19 protein-coding genes are annotated in these 16,340 nt (G+C 72.0%); 6 read left to right on the top strand and 13 right to left on the bottom strand.

What is annotated here, in order from left to right:
- Positions 1-48: 48 nt before the first annotated feature.
- Together rph and FHR36_RS16385 are read right to left on the bottom strand one after the other, a co-directional pair.
- Positions 49-774, bottom strand: coding sequence for a ribonuclease PH (gene rph, locus FHR36_RS16390; RefSeq protein WP_253797958.1), 726 nt, complete (start codon positions 772-774; stop codon positions 49-51).
- A 150-nt stretch (positions 775-924) separates the two neighbouring features.
- Entirely contained in the window at positions 925-1,158 is a 234-nt protein-coding gene (locus FHR36_RS16385; RefSeq protein WP_161204092.1) for a PTS sugar transporter subunit IIB, read from the bottom strand.
- A 333-nt stretch (positions 1,159-1,491) separates the two neighbouring features.
- On the opposite strand from FHR36_RS16385, the gene FHR36_RS16380 reads away from it, so the two are divergent.
- Positions 1,492-2,778 carry a PTS transporter subunit EIIC gene (locus FHR36_RS16380; RefSeq protein WP_253797957.1) on the top strand — a complete coding sequence of 429 codons (1,287 nt, stop codon included), beginning with the start codon at positions 1,492-1,494 and terminating at the stop codon, positions 2,776-2,778.
- A gap of 246 nt (positions 2,779-3,024) precedes the next feature.
- A complete protein-coding gene (locus FHR36_RS16375; RefSeq protein ID WP_253797956.1) occupies positions 3,025-4,299 on the top strand; it encodes a PTS transporter subunit EIIC in 1,275 nt (424 codons plus the stop codon).
- 61 nt (positions 4,300-4,360) lie between these two features.
- Here FHR36_RS16375 and FHR36_RS16370 read toward each other — a convergent pair whose 3' ends face one another.
- Positions 4,361-5,314 carry a helix-turn-helix domain-containing protein gene (locus FHR36_RS16370; RefSeq protein WP_253797955.1) on the bottom strand — a complete coding sequence of 318 codons (954 nt, stop codon included), beginning with the start codon at positions 5,312-5,314 and terminating at the stop codon, positions 4,361-4,363.
- Between the two features lie 141 nt (positions 5,315-5,455).
- Here FHR36_RS16370 and FHR36_RS16365 point away from each other — a divergent pair, with 141 nt between their 5' ends.
- A complete protein-coding gene (locus FHR36_RS16365) occupies positions 5,456-6,370 on the top strand; it encodes a branched-chain amino acid transaminase (RefSeq protein ID WP_253797954.1) in 915 nt (304 codons plus the stop codon).
- Here FHR36_RS16365 and FHR36_RS16360 read toward each other — a convergent pair.
- From FHR36_RS16360 to clpS, 9 genes are all read right to left on the bottom strand, one after another.
- Positions 6,358-7,110, bottom strand: coding sequence for an MBL fold metallo-hydrolase (locus FHR36_RS16360; RefSeq protein WP_253797953.1), 753 nt, complete (start codon positions 7,108-7,110; stop codon positions 6,358-6,360). The two genes, FHR36_RS16365 and FHR36_RS16360, sit on opposite strands and share 13 nt — an antisense overlap.
- A 176-nt stretch (positions 7,111-7,286) precedes the next feature.
- A complete protein-coding gene (locus tag FHR36_RS16355) occupies positions 7,287-7,475 on the bottom strand; it encodes a MerR family transcriptional regulator (protein WP_253797952.1) in 189 nt (62 codons plus the stop codon).
- Positions 7,476-7,675: 200 nt separating this feature from the next.
- The gene (locus FHR36_RS16350) at positions 7,676-8,644 is read right to left on the bottom strand and encodes a PLP-dependent cysteine synthase family protein (protein ID WP_253797951.1); all 969 of its coding nucleotides are present in this window, start codon (positions 8,642-8,644) and stop codon (positions 7,676-7,678) included.
- A complete protein-coding gene (locus FHR36_RS16345) occupies positions 8,644-8,922 on the bottom strand; it encodes a MoaD/ThiS family protein (RefSeq protein WP_253797950.1) in 279 nt (92 codons plus the stop codon). The genes FHR36_RS16350 and FHR36_RS16345 overlap by 1 nt, the downstream gene beginning before the upstream one ends.
- 99 nt (positions 8,923-9,021) lie before the next feature.
- Positions 9,022-9,159 carry a putative leader peptide gene (locus FHR36_RS16340; RefSeq protein WP_301330265.1) on the bottom strand — a complete coding sequence of 46 codons (138 nt, stop codon included), beginning with the start codon at positions 9,157-9,159 and terminating at the stop codon, positions 9,022-9,024.
- Between the two features lie 138 nt (positions 9,160-9,297).
- Positions 9,298-9,729 carry a M67 family metallopeptidase gene (locus FHR36_RS16335; protein WP_253797948.1) on the bottom strand — a complete coding sequence of 144 codons (432 nt, stop codon included), beginning with the start codon at positions 9,727-9,729 and terminating at the stop codon, positions 9,298-9,300.
- A gap of 5 nt (positions 9,730-9,734) precedes the next feature.
- The gene (locus tag FHR36_RS16330; protein ID WP_253797947.1) at positions 9,735-11,195 is read right to left on the bottom strand and encodes an amino acid permease; all 1,461 of its coding nucleotides are present in this window, start codon (positions 11,193-11,195) and stop codon (positions 9,735-9,737) included.
- A gap of 76 nt (positions 11,196-11,271) precedes the next feature.
- On the bottom strand, positions 11,272-11,847 hold the full coding sequence (locus FHR36_RS16325; protein ID WP_253797946.1) for a DUF2017 domain-containing protein: 576 nt from the start codon (positions 11,845-11,847) through the stop codon (positions 11,272-11,274).
- A gap of 30 nt (positions 11,848-11,877) precedes the next feature.
- A complete protein-coding gene (gene clpS / locus FHR36_RS16320; RefSeq protein WP_253797945.1) occupies positions 11,878-12,171 on the bottom strand; it encodes an ATP-dependent Clp protease adapter ClpS in 294 nt (97 codons plus the stop codon).
- A gap of 131 nt (positions 12,172-12,302) precedes the next feature.
- Between clpS and FHR36_RS16315 the strand changes: the two genes are divergently transcribed.
- Positions 12,303-13,634, top strand: coding sequence for a nicotinate phosphoribosyltransferase (locus FHR36_RS16315; protein ID WP_253797944.1), 1,332 nt, complete (start codon positions 12,303-12,305; stop codon positions 13,632-13,634).
- Between the two features lie 140 nt (positions 13,635-13,774).
- Positions 13,775-14,362 carry an isochorismatase family protein gene (locus FHR36_RS16310; protein ID WP_253797943.1) on the top strand — a complete coding sequence of 196 codons (588 nt, stop codon included), beginning with the start codon at positions 13,775-13,777 and terminating at the stop codon, positions 14,360-14,362.
- Positions 14,363-14,371: 9 nt separating this feature from the next.
- On the opposite strand, the gene FHR36_RS16305 is transcribed toward FHR36_RS16310, so the two are convergent.
- Positions 14,372-15,400, bottom strand: coding sequence for a type IV toxin-antitoxin system AbiEi family antitoxin domain-containing protein (locus FHR36_RS16305; RefSeq protein WP_253797942.1), 1,029 nt, complete (start codon positions 15,398-15,400; stop codon positions 14,372-14,374).
- A gap of 317 nt (positions 15,401-15,717) precedes the next feature.
- Here FHR36_RS16305 and FHR36_RS16300 point away from each other — a divergent pair, with 317 nt between their 5' ends.
- Positions 15,718-16,260: a hypothetical protein gene (locus tag FHR36_RS16300; RefSeq protein WP_253797941.1), complete on the top strand. Its 543-nt coding sequence runs from the start codon at positions 15,718-15,720 to the stop codon at positions 16,258-16,260.
- The last annotated feature ends 80 nt before the right edge of the window (positions 16,261-16,340 follow it).

Here is a 16,340-nt window from a genome sequence, read left to right as displayed (position 1 = left end):
CGCAGCCCGGCCGCGGCTGACCACCGTTCAGCCCCACCGGGGGGCGAGTCAGGCCTCCAGGGCCTTGCGCTGGATCTCGTCGAGTTCGGCGCAGCCGAGGCTGCCGAGGTCGAGCAGCCGGTTGAGCAGGTCGCGGTCGAAGGGGGCGCCCTCGGCGGTGCCCTGGACCTCGACGAAGCGGCCGTCGGCGGTGCAGACGATGTTCATGTCGGTCTCGGCCCGGACGTCCTCCTCGTAGCGGAGGTCGAGCATCGGGACGCCGTCGATGATGCCGACGCTGACCGCGCTGACGCCGCCGGTGATGGGCTGGCCCTTGGCGCGCAGCAGCTTGCGCTCGCGGGCCCAGGAGACGGCGTCGACCAGGGCGACGTAGGCGCCGGTGATGGCGGCGGTGCGGGTGCCGCCGTCCGCCTGGAGAACGTCGCAGTCGAGGACGATGGTGTTCTCGGCGAGGGCCCGGTGGTCGACGACGGCGCGCAGGGAGCGGCCGATCAGGCGGCTGATCTCGTGGGTGCGGCCGCCGATCCGGCCCTTGACGGACTCGCGGTCGCCGCGGGTGTTGGTGGCGCGCGGGAGCATGGAGTACTCGGCGGTGACCCAGCCCTCGCCGCTGCCCTTGCGCCAGCGGGGGACGCCCTCAGTGACGCTGGCGGTGCAGAGCACCTTGGTGTCGCCGTAGGAGATGAGGACGGAGCCTTCGGCGTGCTTGCTCCAGCCCCGCTCGATGGTGATGGGGCGGAGCTGGTCGGGGGTGCGGCCGTCGATGCGTGACATGCCGTCGAGCGTAGTGGGTCCGGCGGGCCGTCCGGGTACGGCGACAACCCGCCCGGGTACGGCGACGGCCCGCCGTCCCCGGGGGCGGGGCGGGCGGGCCGTGGCGCGCTGGGCCGTTGGGCCGTGGTGCGGCGAGCCGGTGGGCTCAGCTCACATCATGTCCTCGATCTCGGCGGCGATCGGGTCGGCGTCGGTGCCGATGACGACCTGGATCGCGGTGCCCATCTTGACCACGCCGTGGGCGCCGGCGGCCTTGAGCGCGGCCTCGTCGACGAGGGAGGCGTCGTGGACCTCGGTGCGCAGGCGGGTGATGCAGCCCTCGACCTCGTCGATGTTGTCGATACCGCCGAGACCGGCGACGATCTTCTCAGCCTTGCTGGCCATAGGTCTTTCTCCCTCTGTGTCGGCGCGTCGGCGGTCGGTCGCCGGGTGCCGTACTGCGGTGTGCTGGGCATGCCCCCGGCCGCGGCTGGGGAAGGGTCACTGCCGAAGATGGCACGGTTTCTGTCGGTATGCCACGTTAGTCCACATTTGGGCTAGCTCGGCGAGCGGTACCCTCCGGCCGCGCTCCAGGATGGCGGTCATCGGGATCTTGGACACCCGGCGGCCGCCGCACTGCCCCAAAAGTGGTCTACACCAATTCTAGGTGCACTCGGGACAACGCCGCACGCGCCGCCGGTGTTCCTGGGCCGCCGCACCGGGACCGGGAGGGCCACGATGAGTTCAGCGGGCGCCACGGCACATCAGACCACGTGGTGGCACACCTTCTACGGCGGTCTGCAGAAGATGGGCCGCAGCCTGCAGCTCCCGGTGGCCGTCCTGCCCGCGGCGGGCATCCTCAACCGGCTCGGCCAGCCGGACGTCTTCGGCAAGGACGGCCTCGGCTGGGACAACGTCGCCAAGGTCTTCGCGGCGGCCGGCGGCGCCCTGCTGGACTCCTCGCTCGGCCTGCCCCTGCTGTTCTGCATCGGCGTCGCGATCGGCATGGCCAAGAAGGCGGACGGCTCCACGGCGCTGGCCGCGGTGGTCGGCTTCCTGGTGTACTTCGCGGTCCTGCACGCCTTCCCCGACACCAGCAAGTGCGCCGGCCAGATCATCGGCAACCAGTGCATCGACTTCAACTCCAAGAAGGCGGCCGCGGCGGTCTACCAGAACCCGGGCGTGCTCGGCGGCATCCTGATCGGCCTGCTGTCGGCCTGGCTGTGGGTCCGCTTCCACCGCACCAGGCTGGTCGACTGGCTGGGCTTCTTCAACGGCCGCCGACTGGTCCCGATGATCACCGCCCTGGTGGGTCTGGGCCTCGGCTGCCTGGGTGCCTGGGCCTGGCCGCCGATCGGCACCGGCCTGACCGACTTCAGCCAGTGGCTCTCCGATCTGGGCTCCACCGGCGCCGGCATCTTCGGCCTGGCCAACCGCATGCTGCTGCTGATCGGCATGCACCAGCTGGTGAACACCTTCGTCTGGTTCCAGTTCGGCGACTACGAGAAGGACGGCACGATCATCCACGGCGACATCCCGCGCTTCCTCGCGGGCGACCCGACGGCCGGCCAGTTCACCTCGGGCTTCTTCCCGATCATGATGTTCGCGCTCCCGGCCGCCGCCCTGGCCATCGCCCACTCGGCCAAGCCGCACCGCCGCAAGGAGATCTACGGCCTGATGACCTCGGTCGCGCTGACCTCCTTCGTCACCGGCATCACCGAGCCGATCGAGTACTCCTTCGCCTACATCGCCCCCGCGCTGTACGTGGTGCACGCGATCCTGACCGGCGTCTCGATGGGCGTGACCTGGGGGTTGGGCGTCCACGACGGCTTCAGCTTCTCGGCCGGCGTGATCGACTACGGGCTCAACTGGAGCCTGGCCACCAAACCGTGGCTGATCGTCCCGATCGGCCTGGCCTTCGCGGCGGTCTACTACGCCCTGTTCCGCTTCATCATCGTGAGGTTCGACCTGAAGACCCCCGGTCGCGAGGACGACGAGGACGTCGAGGACGTCACCAAGGCGTGAATTCCGGCGATCCCTTTTGTTGAGCGACTCGCCAAAAGATTGCTACAGCGGGTAATGAAGATCGCCAATCCTAAGGAAGGTTTCGATTTCATAGCGCTTCCCAGCTGCGCGCCTTCCCGGGGTTCCCCACCCCCTCCCCACGTGTTACAAAACTGGTCTACACCACTTGTGGTGTAGACCAGTCCGCGCGTTCGGTCCCCGATGCACCACTCCCACCGAGGCGCCCTGTCGTTAGGAACCACCCCCATGAGTACGACTGCGCAGGCTCCGGCGCCCGCCGCGGCACCGTCCCCCAAGCCCGGCAAGAAGCTCGGCCAGAACGTCCTCCAGGGCCTGCAGAAGATCGGCCGCAGCCTCCAGCTCCCGATCGCCGTCCTGCCGGCCGCCGGTCTGCTGCTCGGCCTCGGCCAGGACAACGTGATCGGCAAGGACGGGCTCGGCTGGGACAAGATCGCCGCGGTGTTCACCACCGCCGGCGGCGCCGTCTTCGACAACCTTCCGCTGCTCTTCGCGGTCGGCATCGCGATCGGTTTCGCCAAGAAGGCCGACGGCTCCACCGCGCTTGCCGCACTGGTCGGCTTCCTGGTCTACAAGAACGTACTGACCGCGTTCCCGATCACCGAGGGCCACATCGCGGACGGCAAGTGGGTTCCCGCGACCTACCAGAACCCCGGCGTGCTCGGCGGCATCGTGATCGGTCTGCTCAGCGCCGTGCTGTGGCAGAAGTACCACCGCACCAAGCTGGTGGACTGGCTGGGCTTCTTCAACGGCCGCCGTCTGGTCCCGATCATCATGGCCTTCGTCGGTACTGCTGTCGGCCTGGTCTTCGCCGTCGCCTGGGGCCCGATCGGTGACGCCATCGGGCACCTGAACAACAGCCTGATCGGTGCCGGCGCGTTCGGTGCGGGCGCGTTCGGCCTGCTCAACCGCGGTCTCCTGCCGGTCGGCATGCACCAGTTCGTGAACTCCTACGCCTGGTTCCAGACCGGCGACTTCACCAAGCCCGACGGCACCGTGGTGCACGGCGACCTGACCCGCTACTTCGCCGGGGACCCGACCGCCGGGCAGTTCATGTCCGGCTTCTTCCCCATCATGATGTTCGCGCTGCCGGCCGCCGCCCTGGCCATCGCGCACACCGCCCGCCCCGAGCGACGCAAGGCGGTCATGGGCATGATGATGTCGCTGGCGCTGACCTCCTTCGTCACCGGTGTGACCGAGCCGATCGAGTTCGCTTTCCTCTTCATCGCCCCGGTCCTGTTCGTCATCCACGCGGTGCTCACCGCCGTCTCGATGGCGGTCACCTGGGCACTCGGAGTAAAGGCCGGCTTCACCTTCTCAGCCGGCCTGATCGACTACGCACTCGGCTTCAGCAAGGCCACCCACCCCCTGCTGATCATCCCGATCGGCTTGGTCTTCGCGGCGATCTACTACACGGTGTTCCGCTTCGCGATCGTCAAGTTCGACCTGAAGACCCCCGGTCGTGACGACGACTCCTCGATCGAGGAAGCGACCAAGGCCTGACCCTCGCCGTACGGACCCCGCCCAGCTGCTCAGGGCGGGGTCCGTCCGTGTTCCGCGGCCCTCAGATCCAGCCGAGGCGGGCCGCGTGCACGCCCGCCTGGAAGCGGGACTGCGCGCCCAGGTCGGCGGTCAGGTCGGCGACCAGCCGCCGCACGGTGCGCTCGGAGATCTCCAGCTGCCGGCCGATCGCCTGGTCGGTGAGCCCGGCGGCGAGCAGCCGCAGCACCTCGCGGTGGCGGTCGTCCGGGGCCGCCCGGCCGAGCAGCTCCGGTGGCACCCAGGCGCCCGCCCAGAAGTGCTCGAACAGCTCCCGCACGACCCCCACCACCGCCGGATCCCGCACCACCACGGCGGCCGCCCCGGCCTCCCCGGGCGCGGGCAGCACCGCCAGGTCGGTGTCGACCACGATCAGCCACAGCGGCAGGGTGTGCGCCACCCGGATCCTGGCGCCCGCCGCGGTCAGCTCCCGGACGTGCGCCACCACGGCGGGCTGGTGCAGCGCGGCGGCGGGGTAGACGGTGCGCAGCTCGACCCGGTGCGCCAGCGCGATCCGCTCCCGGGCGAGCTTCCCGGCGAGGGCGGCGGGCGAGTGGTCCTGGCGGGGCCGCAGCGAGAGCGCCTCGGTGCGGGCGCCGCGGGCGGCGTCCTCCAGGAGGGAGGCGATCCGGTCGGCGCCGCGCACCAGCTCGTGGGCTGCGTCGGGCCGCAGCGGCAGGTAGTCGGTGTGCAGCCGCTCGACCGCGGCGCGACTGCGGCGGGCCTGTTCGTACAGCTCGGCGAGGTGCGCGTCGGCGTCGGCCAGCAGTCGGCGCACCGCGGTGCCGGCCGGGACGGGGGCCAGTCCGCTCGGGGTGGCGGTGGTGGGCCGGAGCAGCCCGAGCTCCCGCAGTTCGGCCAGCGCCCGGGTGAACTCGTCCTCGTCCCAGCCGAGTTCGTCCCTGATCTCGTCCGGCGTCCGGCCGGGTCCGGCGAGCAGCCGGGCGTACAGGTCGGTGCCGGCGGCCGAGGTCTCCATCCTCCCGGACCCTAGTGTCGCCGCCGGGATCCGGACCGCGGATTCCGGCATCCGAGACGGCGGCTCCGCTCCCGGCCATGGCCGGATCCGGCGCCCGCCGTGGCCTCCCGGAGCGGTGCGGGGGCGGCCACGATGGGCGGCATGGCGATTCCCGAGGCTTCCACGATCTGGTTCAACGGCGCCCTGGTGCCCTGGCACGAGGCGCAGGTGCACGTGCTCACCCACGGGCTGCACTACGGCACAGGAGTGTTGGAGGGCACCCGGGTGTTCCCGACGCCGGAGGGGCCGGCGGTGTTCCGGCTGCCCGAGCACCTGCGGCGGCTGGAGCGCAGCGCCCGGATGCTGCGCATCCCGCTGCCGCACTCGGTGGCGGAGCTGACCGGCGCCACCCTGGAGCTGGTCCGCGCCAACGGCCACCAGTCGTGCTACGTGCGGCACTTCGCGTTCCTCGGGTACGGGTCGATGGGTCTGGACATGCGCCACTCCCCGACCGACACGGTGATCGCGAGCTGGGAGTGGCCCGACTATCTGGGCGGGCGGGCGCTGCGGCTGATGACCAGCAGTTGGCGCCGCAACGACCCGAACGCGGTGCCGCCGGCCGCCAAGGGCACCGGCCCGTACCTGAACTCGGCGCTGGCGCGGCGGGAGGCGACCGACGCCGGGTACGACGAGGCGCTGCTGCTGGCCTCGGACGGCTCGGTGAGCGAGTGCAGTTCGGAGAATGTGTTCGCGGTCCGCGACGGTGTGCTGCGCACGCCGCCGGCCAGTGCGGGCGCGCTGGAGGGGATCACCCAGGACACCGTGCTGACGCTGGCCCGGGACCTGGGCGTGCCGGTGCGGGTGGAGAATCTGCTGCGCTCGGACCTGTACGCGGCGGACGAGGTGTTCGTCTGCGGGACGGCGGCCGGCGTGGTGCCGGTGGCCTCCCTGGACGGGCGTGAACTCCCTTCGGAGGAAGGCGAGCTGACCAAGCGGCTGGCGGAGCTGTACCGGGCGGCGACCACCGGGGGCGAGCCGCGCTACCGGCGCTGGCTCACCCCGGTTCACAGCTCGTAGACGGCTCCGGGGCGGGCCAGCTCGACCGGCCCGGTGAAGGCGGCGGCGGCGTCCCGGCGGTTGCGCTCGGCGTCGGTCCACGGCGGGATGTGGGTGAGCACCAGTCGGCCGACCCCGGCGGCGGCCGCGTGCTCGCCGGCCTCCCGGCCGTTGAGGTGGATCGACTCGTAGGTCTCCTTGCCGTCCGTGTAGGCGGCCTCGCACAGGAACAGGTCGGCGCCGCGGGCCAGCTCGACCAGTTCGGGGCAGTGGCCGGTGTCCCCGGAGTAGACCAGGCTGCGGCCGGCGTGCTCGACCTTGAAGCCGTACGCCTCGGCGTCCAGGTGGTTGACCCGGACGGCGGTGATCCGCAGCGGGCCGATGTCGACGACGGCGCCGTCGTGCAGGGTGCGGAAGTCGAAGACCTCCTTCATGCCCGGCTCCTCGGGCATGTCGTACGCGCGGGCCAGGCGCTCGGCGGTGCCGGCCGGGCCGTACACGGGGACGGGGTCGGGGCAGCCCTCGACCCGGTAGTTGCGGGCCACCCAGTAGGCGCACAGGTCGACGCAGTGGTCGGCGTGCAGGTGGCTGAGCAGGACGGCGTCGATCTCGTACAGGCCGGCGTACTTCTGCAGGGCGCCCAGCGAACCGTTGCCGAGGTCCAGCACCACCCGGGTTCCCTCGGCCTCCACCAGGTAACTGGAGCAGGGCGAGTCGGCGGACGGGAAGCTACCCGAGCACCCCACCACGGTCAGTTTCATGCCGAGCCCTTCCCCGCCCCGATGGGTCATGATTCGCAGCGGCCCGCACTACCTGCTGGTAGCACGGTGTTCGCCTGTCGAGGGTAAGGGCCGGGCGGCACTTTGCCCCCGTCCCCGTGCCGGGCTGTGGTTGGAATCACCAGATCGGGGCGGGCCGCCGGACGGGGGTGGGAGGGTCAGCGACGGCGCGGCCGGTTGCGCGCCCAGACCCGGATCGTGTCGGCGTACCAGCGCGGATGACCGCCGGGGTCGACCAGGTCGGGCTCGGGCAGCAGGCCGTGCCGACGGTAGTTGCGGACGGTCTCGGCCTGCACGTTGATGTGGCGGGCGATCTCGACGTACGACCAGAGCTCGTTGCCGGCCATGGCGGGTCACCTCCGGGTGACGGCGATCCGGGTGCGCTCCCAGCCTCCCCGGCGTCCCCCGGGCGCCGCCCCGCCGACCTGCGCGGTCGACGGAACGTGACCGGATCGTCACAGGAAACGGACAAATCCCGGATTGTCACAGCGCGAAGGCGCGGTACCCGGATCCGGGTACCGCGCCTTCGAAGGGTGATGCGGGGGTGTCAGGCCCAGAGCTGGCCCTGCAGCGCCTCGACCGCGGCCTCGGTGGACTCGGCGGTGTAGATGCCGGTGGACAGGTACTTCCAGCCGCCGTCGGCGACCACGAAGACCACGTCCGCCCGCTCGCCGGTCTTGGCGGCCTTGCGGGCGACGCCGATCGCGGCGTGCAGGATGGCGCCGGTGGAGACGCCGGCGAAGATGCCCTCCTGCTGGAGCAGCTCGCGGGTGCGGCGGACGGCGTCCGCGGAGCCGACCGAGAAGCGGGTGGTGAGCACCTCGGCGTCGTACAGCTCGGGGACGAAGCCCTCGTCCAGGTTGCGCAGGCCGTAGACCAGGTCGTCGTAGCGCGGCTCGGCGGCGACGATCTGCACGCCGGGGACCTTCTCGCGCAGGTAGCGGCCGACGCCCATCAGGGTGCCGGTGGTGCCGAGGCCGGCCACGAAGTGGGTGACGGTGGGCAGGTCGGCGAGGATCTCGGGGCCGGTGCCGGCGTAGTGCGCGCCGGCGTTGTCCGGGTTGCCGTACTGGTAGAGCATCACCCAGTCGGGGTGCTCGGCGGCGGTCTCCTTGGCGATCCGGACGGCGGTGTTGGAGCCGCCGGCGGCCGGGGAGGAGATGATCTCGGCGCCCCACATGCGGAGCAGCTCGCGCCGCTCCTCGCTGGTGTTCTCCGGCATCACGCAGACCATCCGGTAGCCCTTGAGCTTGGCCGCCATGGCGAGCGAGATGCCGGTGTTGCCGCTGGTGGGCTCCAGGATGGTGCAGCCCGGGGTGAGCCGGCCGTCCGCCTCGGCCCGCTCGATCATGTGCAGGGCCGGGCGGTCCTTGATCGAGCCGGTCGGGTTGCGGTCCTCCAGCTTGGCCCAGAGGGTGACCAGGCCGTCCTCGTTGCCCGGCACCGCGGCCGACAGCCGGGGCAGCCGGACCAGCGGCGTGTTGCCGACGGCGTCGATCGGGCTGTCGTAGCGCATTACCGCATGCCGCCGGCGACGGCCGGGAGGATGGTGACGCTGTCGCCGTCGGCGACCTCGGTGGTGATGCCGCTCAGGAAGCGGACGTCCTCGTCGTTGAGGTAGACGTTGACGAAGCGACGCAGCTCACCGCCGTCGAGCAGGCGCTCGGCGATGCCCGGGTGGCGGGCGTCGAGGTCGGTGATGAGCTCCCCGAGGTTGGCGCCGGCGCCCTCGACGGCCTTGGCGCCGTCGGTGTAGCTGCGGAGGATGGTCGGGATGCGGACCTCGATGGCCATGACTGCGCTCCTGTGGAGGTGAGTTCGGGGTGCCGGCGCGGTGCGCGGCAGGCGGGGAGGGCCCCGGGCGCCGGGGCGGACTGGCGGACGGCGGCGAAGTCAGCAGGCGTCGGCGGCGCCGGCCGGCTGCTCCGTCACGCGGGGACAGATCGCGCTGGCGAGCCGGCACAGGTCGACGTGCAGGCGCGCCACGAGGCGGATGCCTGGGGCCTGGTTGCTCACATCGACGGAACGCATGGGCTCATCGTATAGATTCCCGACCCCCGACCGACATCCACGTCTCGCCATCCGGGCGTCCGTGTACCAGTGGGCGAGAAGAGGGCTCGCCGGGCCGCACCGCGCGCGGCTCCGGCGGGCCCCGGGAGGGTGGACGACTCAGCCCTGGTACGCCTCCACCACCTCGACGTCTTCCTCCGTGATCACACCGTCCACGATGCGGAACGAGCGGAACTGGTACGGGTCGTCCTCCCCGGTGCCCTCGGCGGTGGAGACCAGCACGTAGTGGGCGAACGGCTCGGAGGCGTAGCTGACGTCGGTCCGCGAGGGGTAGGCCTCGGTGGCGGTGTGCGAGTGGTAGACCACCACCGGCTCCTCGTCCCGGTCGTCCATCTCGCGGTAGAGCTTCAGCAGGTCGCCGGAGTCGAACTCGTAGAAGGTGGGCGAGCGGGCCGCGTTCAGCATCGGGATGAACCGCTCGGGCCGTCCGCTGCCGGCCGGACCCGCGACCACGCCGCAGGCCTCGTCCGGGTGGTCCGCGCGGGCGTGGGCGACGATCCGGTCGCGCAGTTCTCGGGTGATGGTCAGCATGCGGGTCAGGATAGCGAGCCGCTCTCGGGCGCCGGTCCGGCGTGGACGGGCGGCCGGCCGCCGCCCCGGACGGCCTGCGGATCGCGCCGGACCAGCACCCGGTAGCCGACCGCCAGGGCCAGCGCCCAGCCGGGGAAGACGTAGAGCGAGATCCGGCTCGCCGGGTCGAGGGCGATCAGCACCAGCACCGCGGCCAGGAAGGCCAGCGCGGCCCGGCTGCGCCACAGGCCGCCCGGGGCGCGGAAGGCCGGTGCCGGCAGCCGGCCGCCCTGCCAGGCCGCCCGGTAGCGGATCTGGCTGAGCAGGATGGCCGCCCAGGTCCACAGTCCGCAGACCGTGGCGACCGCGGTGATGTACTCGAACGCCCGGGCCGGGACGAGGTAGTTGAGCACCACGCCGACGCCCATCAGCAGGCAGGACAGGGTGATCGCGGCGGCCGGGGTGCGGCGGCGGTTGAGCGCGGTGAGCATCCGGGGCGCCTCGCCGCGCAGCGCGAGGTCGCGCAGCATCCGGCCGGTGGAGTACATCCCGGAGTTGCAGGAGGAGAGCGCGGCGGTGAGCACCACGAAGTTGACGATGCCGGCGGCGGCCGGGATGCCGACCCGCCCGAAGGCGACCACGAACGGGCTGACGCCGGGCCGGAACTCGGTCCACGGCACCAGCGCGAGGATGACCAGCAGCGCGCCGACGTAGAACAGCGCGATCCGCCACGGCAGGGTGTTGATCGCCCGGGGCAGGGTCTGCTCCGGGTTGGCGCTCTCCCCGGCGGTGACGCCCACCAACTCCACGCCGCAGTAGGCGAACATGACGATCTGAAGGGTCATCACGGTGGCGCCGATCCCCTGCGGGAAGAAGCCGCCGCCGGCCCACAGGTGGGTGAGCGAGGCGCTCTGCCCGGCGTCGCCGAAGCCGAGGGTCAGCACCCCGACCCCGATCAGGATCATGCCGATGATCGCGGTCACCTTGACCATGGAGAACCAGAACTCGAGCTCGCCGAACAGCTTCACCGAGATCAGGTTGGCCGCGTAGAGGACCACCAGGAAGGCCAGCGCACTCAGCCACTGCGGGACGCCCGGCGCCCAGTAGCGCACGTACACCGCGGCCGCCGTGGTCTCGGCCATGCCGGTGACCACCCAGAACAGCCAGTACGTCCAGCCGGTCGCGAACCCCGCGAACGGGCCCAGGAACTCGCGGGCGTACTCCGCGAAGCTGCCGGAGACCGGCCGGTAGGTGAGCAGTTCGCCGAGTGCCCGCATGATCACGAAGATCACCAGGCCGGCCACCGCGTAGCTGAGCAGCAGGCTCGGCCCGGCCTTGGAGATCGCGGTGCCGGCGCCGAGGAAGAGCCCGGTGCCGATCGCGCCGCCGATCGCGATCATCTGGATCTGCCGGCCGCCGAGCCCGCGCTCGTAGCCCTCCTCGCCCTCGTCGGCGTCGGTCACCCGGTTCTCAAGCTGCTGTGCCATGCAGGGCAGTGAAGCACGGACCGTCCGGATACCGGTGAGTATCTGAGCGACATATGAGGAACCGTCGGGCGGCGGCTCAGCCGGCCATCGCCTCCAGCAGGCTCTCCTGCATCGCGCCGAGCCACAGGTACGCCATCACCAGCGGCTTGCGCGGGTCGTCGTCGGGGAGGTTGTAGAGGCCCTGCTCCTCGTCCTCGGTGACCTCGAGGCGGGTGCCGAGGGCGAGCCGCAGATCGTTGAGGGCGCCGAGCCAGCGCAGGCAGTCCTCGCCGGCCAGCTTGAGCACCCCGCCCTCGCCGCCCAGTCCGTCCAGGGCGCGGACGACGGCCAGCACGTCCTCGCGCTTGCGGGCGCGCAGGTCGAGCTCGGTGTAGCGGCGGAACTCGGCGGCCATCTCCGCCGTCTCCGCATCCACCGGCTCGCCCGGCGCACCGTACGCGTCGGGGAACAGCCGCAGCAGCGCCGGGTCGTCCGGCGCCTCGGACGGCCCCTCGGCGAACAGCGCGGCCAGCGGATCACCGCTCTCCCCGCCCGGGCCCGGGCCGATCAGTTCCAGCATCTGCACCTCGAGCGAGCGCAGGATGGAGACCTCGACCTCGTCCAGCGCGATCGCCGCGCCGCCGCCACCGGCGCTCTCGAACAACCCAGCCATGAGTCTTGAATCAGTCCTTGGTAATGGTGGTCAGTCGTGCTGGAGAGTGGCCCACAGGCCGTAGCCGTGCATGGCCTGGCAGTCGCGTTCCATCTCCTCGCGGGTTCCGCTGGAGACGACCGCCCGGCCCTTGGTGTGCACTTCCATCATCAGCTGCCGGGCCTTGTCCTTCGGGTACCCGAAGTAGGCCTGGAAGACGTACTGGACGTAGCTCATCAAGTTGACCGGGTCGTTGTGGACGATGGTCACCCAGGGCGTGTCGGGCTCCGTCACCGGGACGCTCTCCACCTCCGGGCGCTCGATCTCCACCGGCGCGACACTCACGGGCTGACTCTCCTCGTTGGCCTTGGCTTTCCCCGACTCATGCTTCCATCCGAGGGACGCAGGAGCGAATCCGGGTCGATCCGGCCCGAGATATCGTCACTCTGACGCTAAGTGGTGCTACCATCGTCCCCATGGACGCCACCATCGCGCAGCCCTCCACCGCGCTGCTCACCGACCGCTACGAGCTCACCATGCTGCAGGCCGCCCTGCGCAGCGGCGCCGCGCACCGCCGCTCGGTCTTCGAGGTGTTCACCCGCCGCCTGCCCGACGGCCGCCGCTACGGCGTGCTGGCCGGCACCGGCCGGGTGCTGGACGCGGTGGAGAACTTCCGCTTCACCACGCCCCAGCTGGACTGGCTGGCCGACCAGCGGGTCGTCGACGACGCCACCCTGCGGTTCCTGGCCGACTACCGCTTCACCGGCGACCTGCGCGGCTACCCCGAGGGCGAGGTCTACTTCCCCGGCTCGCCGGTGCTCACCGTCGAGGGCAGCTTCGCCGAGGCGGTGATCCTGGAGACGGTGATCCTCTCCATCCTCAACTTCGACTCGGCGATCGCCGCCGCCGCCTCCCGGATGACCGCCGCCGCGGGCGACCGGCCGGTGATCGAGATGGGCGCCCGGCGCGCCCACGAGCGGGCCGCGGTCAGCGCCGCGCGCGCCGCGTACGTGGCGGGCTTCGGCGCCACCTCCGACCTGGAGGCCGGCTTCACCTACTCCATCCCCACCACCGGCACCGCCGCGCACGCCTTCACCCTGCTGCACGACACCGAGCGGGACGCCTTCACCGCCCAGGTCGACTCGATGGGCCGGGGCACCACCCTGCTGGTGGACACCTACGACCTGGCCGAGGCGGTCCGCACCGCGGTCGAGGTGGCCGGGCCCGAGCTGGGCGCGGTCCGGATCGACTCCGGCGACCTGACCCTGCTCGCCCACCGGGTCCGCCGCCAGCTCGACGAGCTCGGCGCCCGCGACACCCGGATCATCGTCACCTCCGACCTCGACGAGTACGCCATCGCCGCCCTCGCCGCCGCCCCGGTGGACGGCTACGGCGTCGGCACCCAGCTGGTCACCGGCAGCGGCCACCCCACCTGCGCCATGGTCTACAAGCTGGTCGCCCGTGCCACCAGCCCGGAGGGGCCGCTGGAGCCGGTCGCCAAGCGCTCGGCCGGCGGCAAGAGCAGCGTCGGCGGCCGCAAGTGGGCGGCCCGCCGGCCCGACGCGGACGGCGTCGCCGAGGCCGAGGTGGTCGGCACCGGCCCCGTCCCGGCCGAGCTGGAGCCGCACCTGCTGCAGGTGCCGCTGATCCACAAGGGCGAGGTGGTCGGCCGCGAGCCGCTCGCCGCCGCCCGCGAGCGCCACCTGGCCGCCCGCGCCGCGCTGCCGCTGTCCGCCACCCAGCTCTCCCGGGGCGAGCCGGTCATCACCACCGAGCTGTACCACCTGGCGCCGGAACCGCGGGCCTGAGGACCCACCGGAGGAGCGCGACCACGGCGCAGTGGGCGGAACGCGCCCGCGGAACGGCGAACACCCTTCCGCCTACGCGCGTCACTCCCTAAAGTTTCAACCCCGACCCCACTATCGACCCGCTACGAGAGAAGCCAGCCATGCACCGGGCCCTGATCGTCGTCGACGTGCAGAACGACTTCTGCGAGGGCGGCAGCCTGGCCGTCGCCGGCGGTGCCGAGGTCGCAGCCGCGATCACCGACCTGATCGCCGAGGCCACCCCCGGCTACGCCCACATCGTCGCCACCCGTGACCACCACATCGACCCGGGTCCGCACTTCGCCGCCGAGCCCGACTACGTCCACTCCTGGCCCGAGCACTGCGTGGCCGGCACCGAGGGCGTCGGCTTCCACCCCAACTTCGCCCCCTCGGTCACCTCCGGGGCGATCGAGGCGGTCTTCTCCAAGGGCGCGTACGCGGCCGCCTACAGCGGCTTCGAGGGCGAGGACGAGAACGGCGGCACGCTGGCCGCCTGGCTGCGCGAGCGCCAGGTCACCGAGGTCGACGTGGTCGGCATCGCCACCGACCACTGTGTGCGGGCCACCGCGCTGGACGCCGCACGCGAAGGGTTCACCACCCGGGTGCTGCTGGACCTGACCGCCGGGGTCGCCGCCGCCACCACCGAGCGGGCGCTGGCGGAACTGCGCGCGGCGGGCGTCGAGTTGACCGGTACGCCGGTCGTCCGCTGAGCCCCCGGGTCAGCGCTCCGTCACCACCAGCTCCACCACGTCCTCCCCGCCCGCCACGAAGGCCTCCCGCAGCTCGCCGCCGACCACGTCCGGCTCGGTGGCGAGCCGCAGGCCCGACACGTACACCACGCGGACGCCGAGGTACTCCATCCGGTGCTGCCCGCCGCGCACCCAGGCCGCCTCGCCCTCGCTGACGCAGCGCAGCTCCGAGTCCACCTCCACCGCCACGCCCGCCTCCGGCCAGTACAGGTCCGGCACCGCGACGTAGGTGCCGCCACGCATCCGCAGCTCGGGACCGGTCAGCGGGACCGGCAGCAGCCACTCGTCGATCAGCTCGCCCAGCCGCAGGAACACCGACTCCCGCTCCGCCGCCAGCAGTTCGTCCACCGCGGCGCGCACCCGGGGCTCCTCCAGCAGCTCGGCGTCGCGCAGCTCCGCCAGCAGCTCCCGGACCGTGCAGCCGTCCTGCGAACGGGTGACGGCCTCGCGCAGCAGCGAGCGCAGCAGCCCCGGGCCGACCAGGCCGGTGTCGAAGGCGCACGCGTCCGTCCACTCCCGGACCGCGTCCGCCACCGCGCGGGCCACCGGGGCGCAGGCCAGACCGTGCACCGAACGGGCCACCAGCGCGCGGGCGGTCCGCCGGATCCGCACCTGCCCCGCGTCCTTGAGCCGGCGCTGTCGCGGAACCAGGACCTCCACCCCGGTGACGGCGGGCAGCCGCGGCATCGACACGAAGCCGTACAGCGCCAGCGCGGCCACCCCGGTGATCACCGCGCCCTCCCGGCCGCCCTCCTCCCGGCCGTCCTGCGCCGCGTACAGCAGCGCGGCCCACATCCGCTGCTCCGGCGTGGGTTCACCCTCCTGGAGCAGGTACACCCGCGGCAGCAGCCGCTGCCAGGGCCCGCCTCGTCGGCAGAACTCGCTGACCTGGCGCGTCGGCACCCCGCGGGCCCTCAACTGACTCGCGGTGATCACGTTCTGTTGGCGGCGGGCCAGCTCTTCGAGGGACGGCGCCTGGGAAGGAATCTGGTAGTTCATGCCGATAAGCCTCCCCCGGACCTCTGACAGGCCATCCTCGACCTGACGACCTGTTACCCAACCGTCGTGAAACCGGGACTGCTCCGCACTAAAGTCCCCATACCCTCACCCATTCGGCGGATGGGACGTTCCTTCGGTTGCCGGAATAGTTCAGACTTTGGCCCGTACCATCCGATTTTCATCGGATCGACACCCCTCGGACCACCCGCCGAACCGTCCGCACGACCTGCGAATCCTGACCCAGCGTGACCGAGACCATACGGTGGAGTACCACCCCGCCGCCCCCAGGGCCCCTTCGATTGCCTACCATCACCCTCATGCCTCGTGACGAGTCCTCAGCCCAGCGCACCGCCCAGCTGCGCCTCGGCCGCCTGCCCGGCTACGTCCGCCGCCCCGACCCCAACCGCCGCGGCGGCGAGGACGGCCGGGCGTACAAGAAGGGCTGGGAGGTTCGCTTCACGGCCCGCACCGAGCAGGAGATAGCCGAGATCCGGGACCTGGTGGTCGCCGCCGGCTTCGCCCCCGCCCGGCCGTTCTTCAAGGGCCAGCAGCTGATCCAACCGGTCTACGGGATCGCCGCCGTCCAGGCCTACCTGGCCGCCAGGGAGGCCGTGGAGGCGCTCGCCCGCAACCGCAGGGCGTCCGCCGGCGGCATCCCCGAGCAGAGCCGCCGAGAGGCCGCCGGCCCGATCCCCGAGCAGACCCGGCGTCAGACTCCGCCCGGTGGACGGGAAGCCGTCGCCGAGGAGGTGGTGGCGGCCGCCACCGCCGCTGCCACCAGCGCCGCCGCACGGGCCGCGCTGGGGGCCCGGGACGCCCACCTGGCCGCCCGGAAGGGGGCTGGTGCCGCCGACTGCTGACTGCACGTCACACAACGACCGAATCCGCCCCTCCGGTCAGGCATCTCAGCAGACTTGTCACCCACAGCGCCCGCCCGAGG

Origin of the sequence: Kitasatospora cinereorecta, from assembly GCF_024172095.1 — a bacterium.
GTDB lineage: Bacteria > Actinomycetota > Actinomycetes > Streptomycetales > Streptomycetaceae > Kitasatospora > Kitasatospora cinereorecta.
Note: the sequence above shows the minus strand (reverse complement) of the source record. Positions and strands in the feature narration are given on the sequence as shown.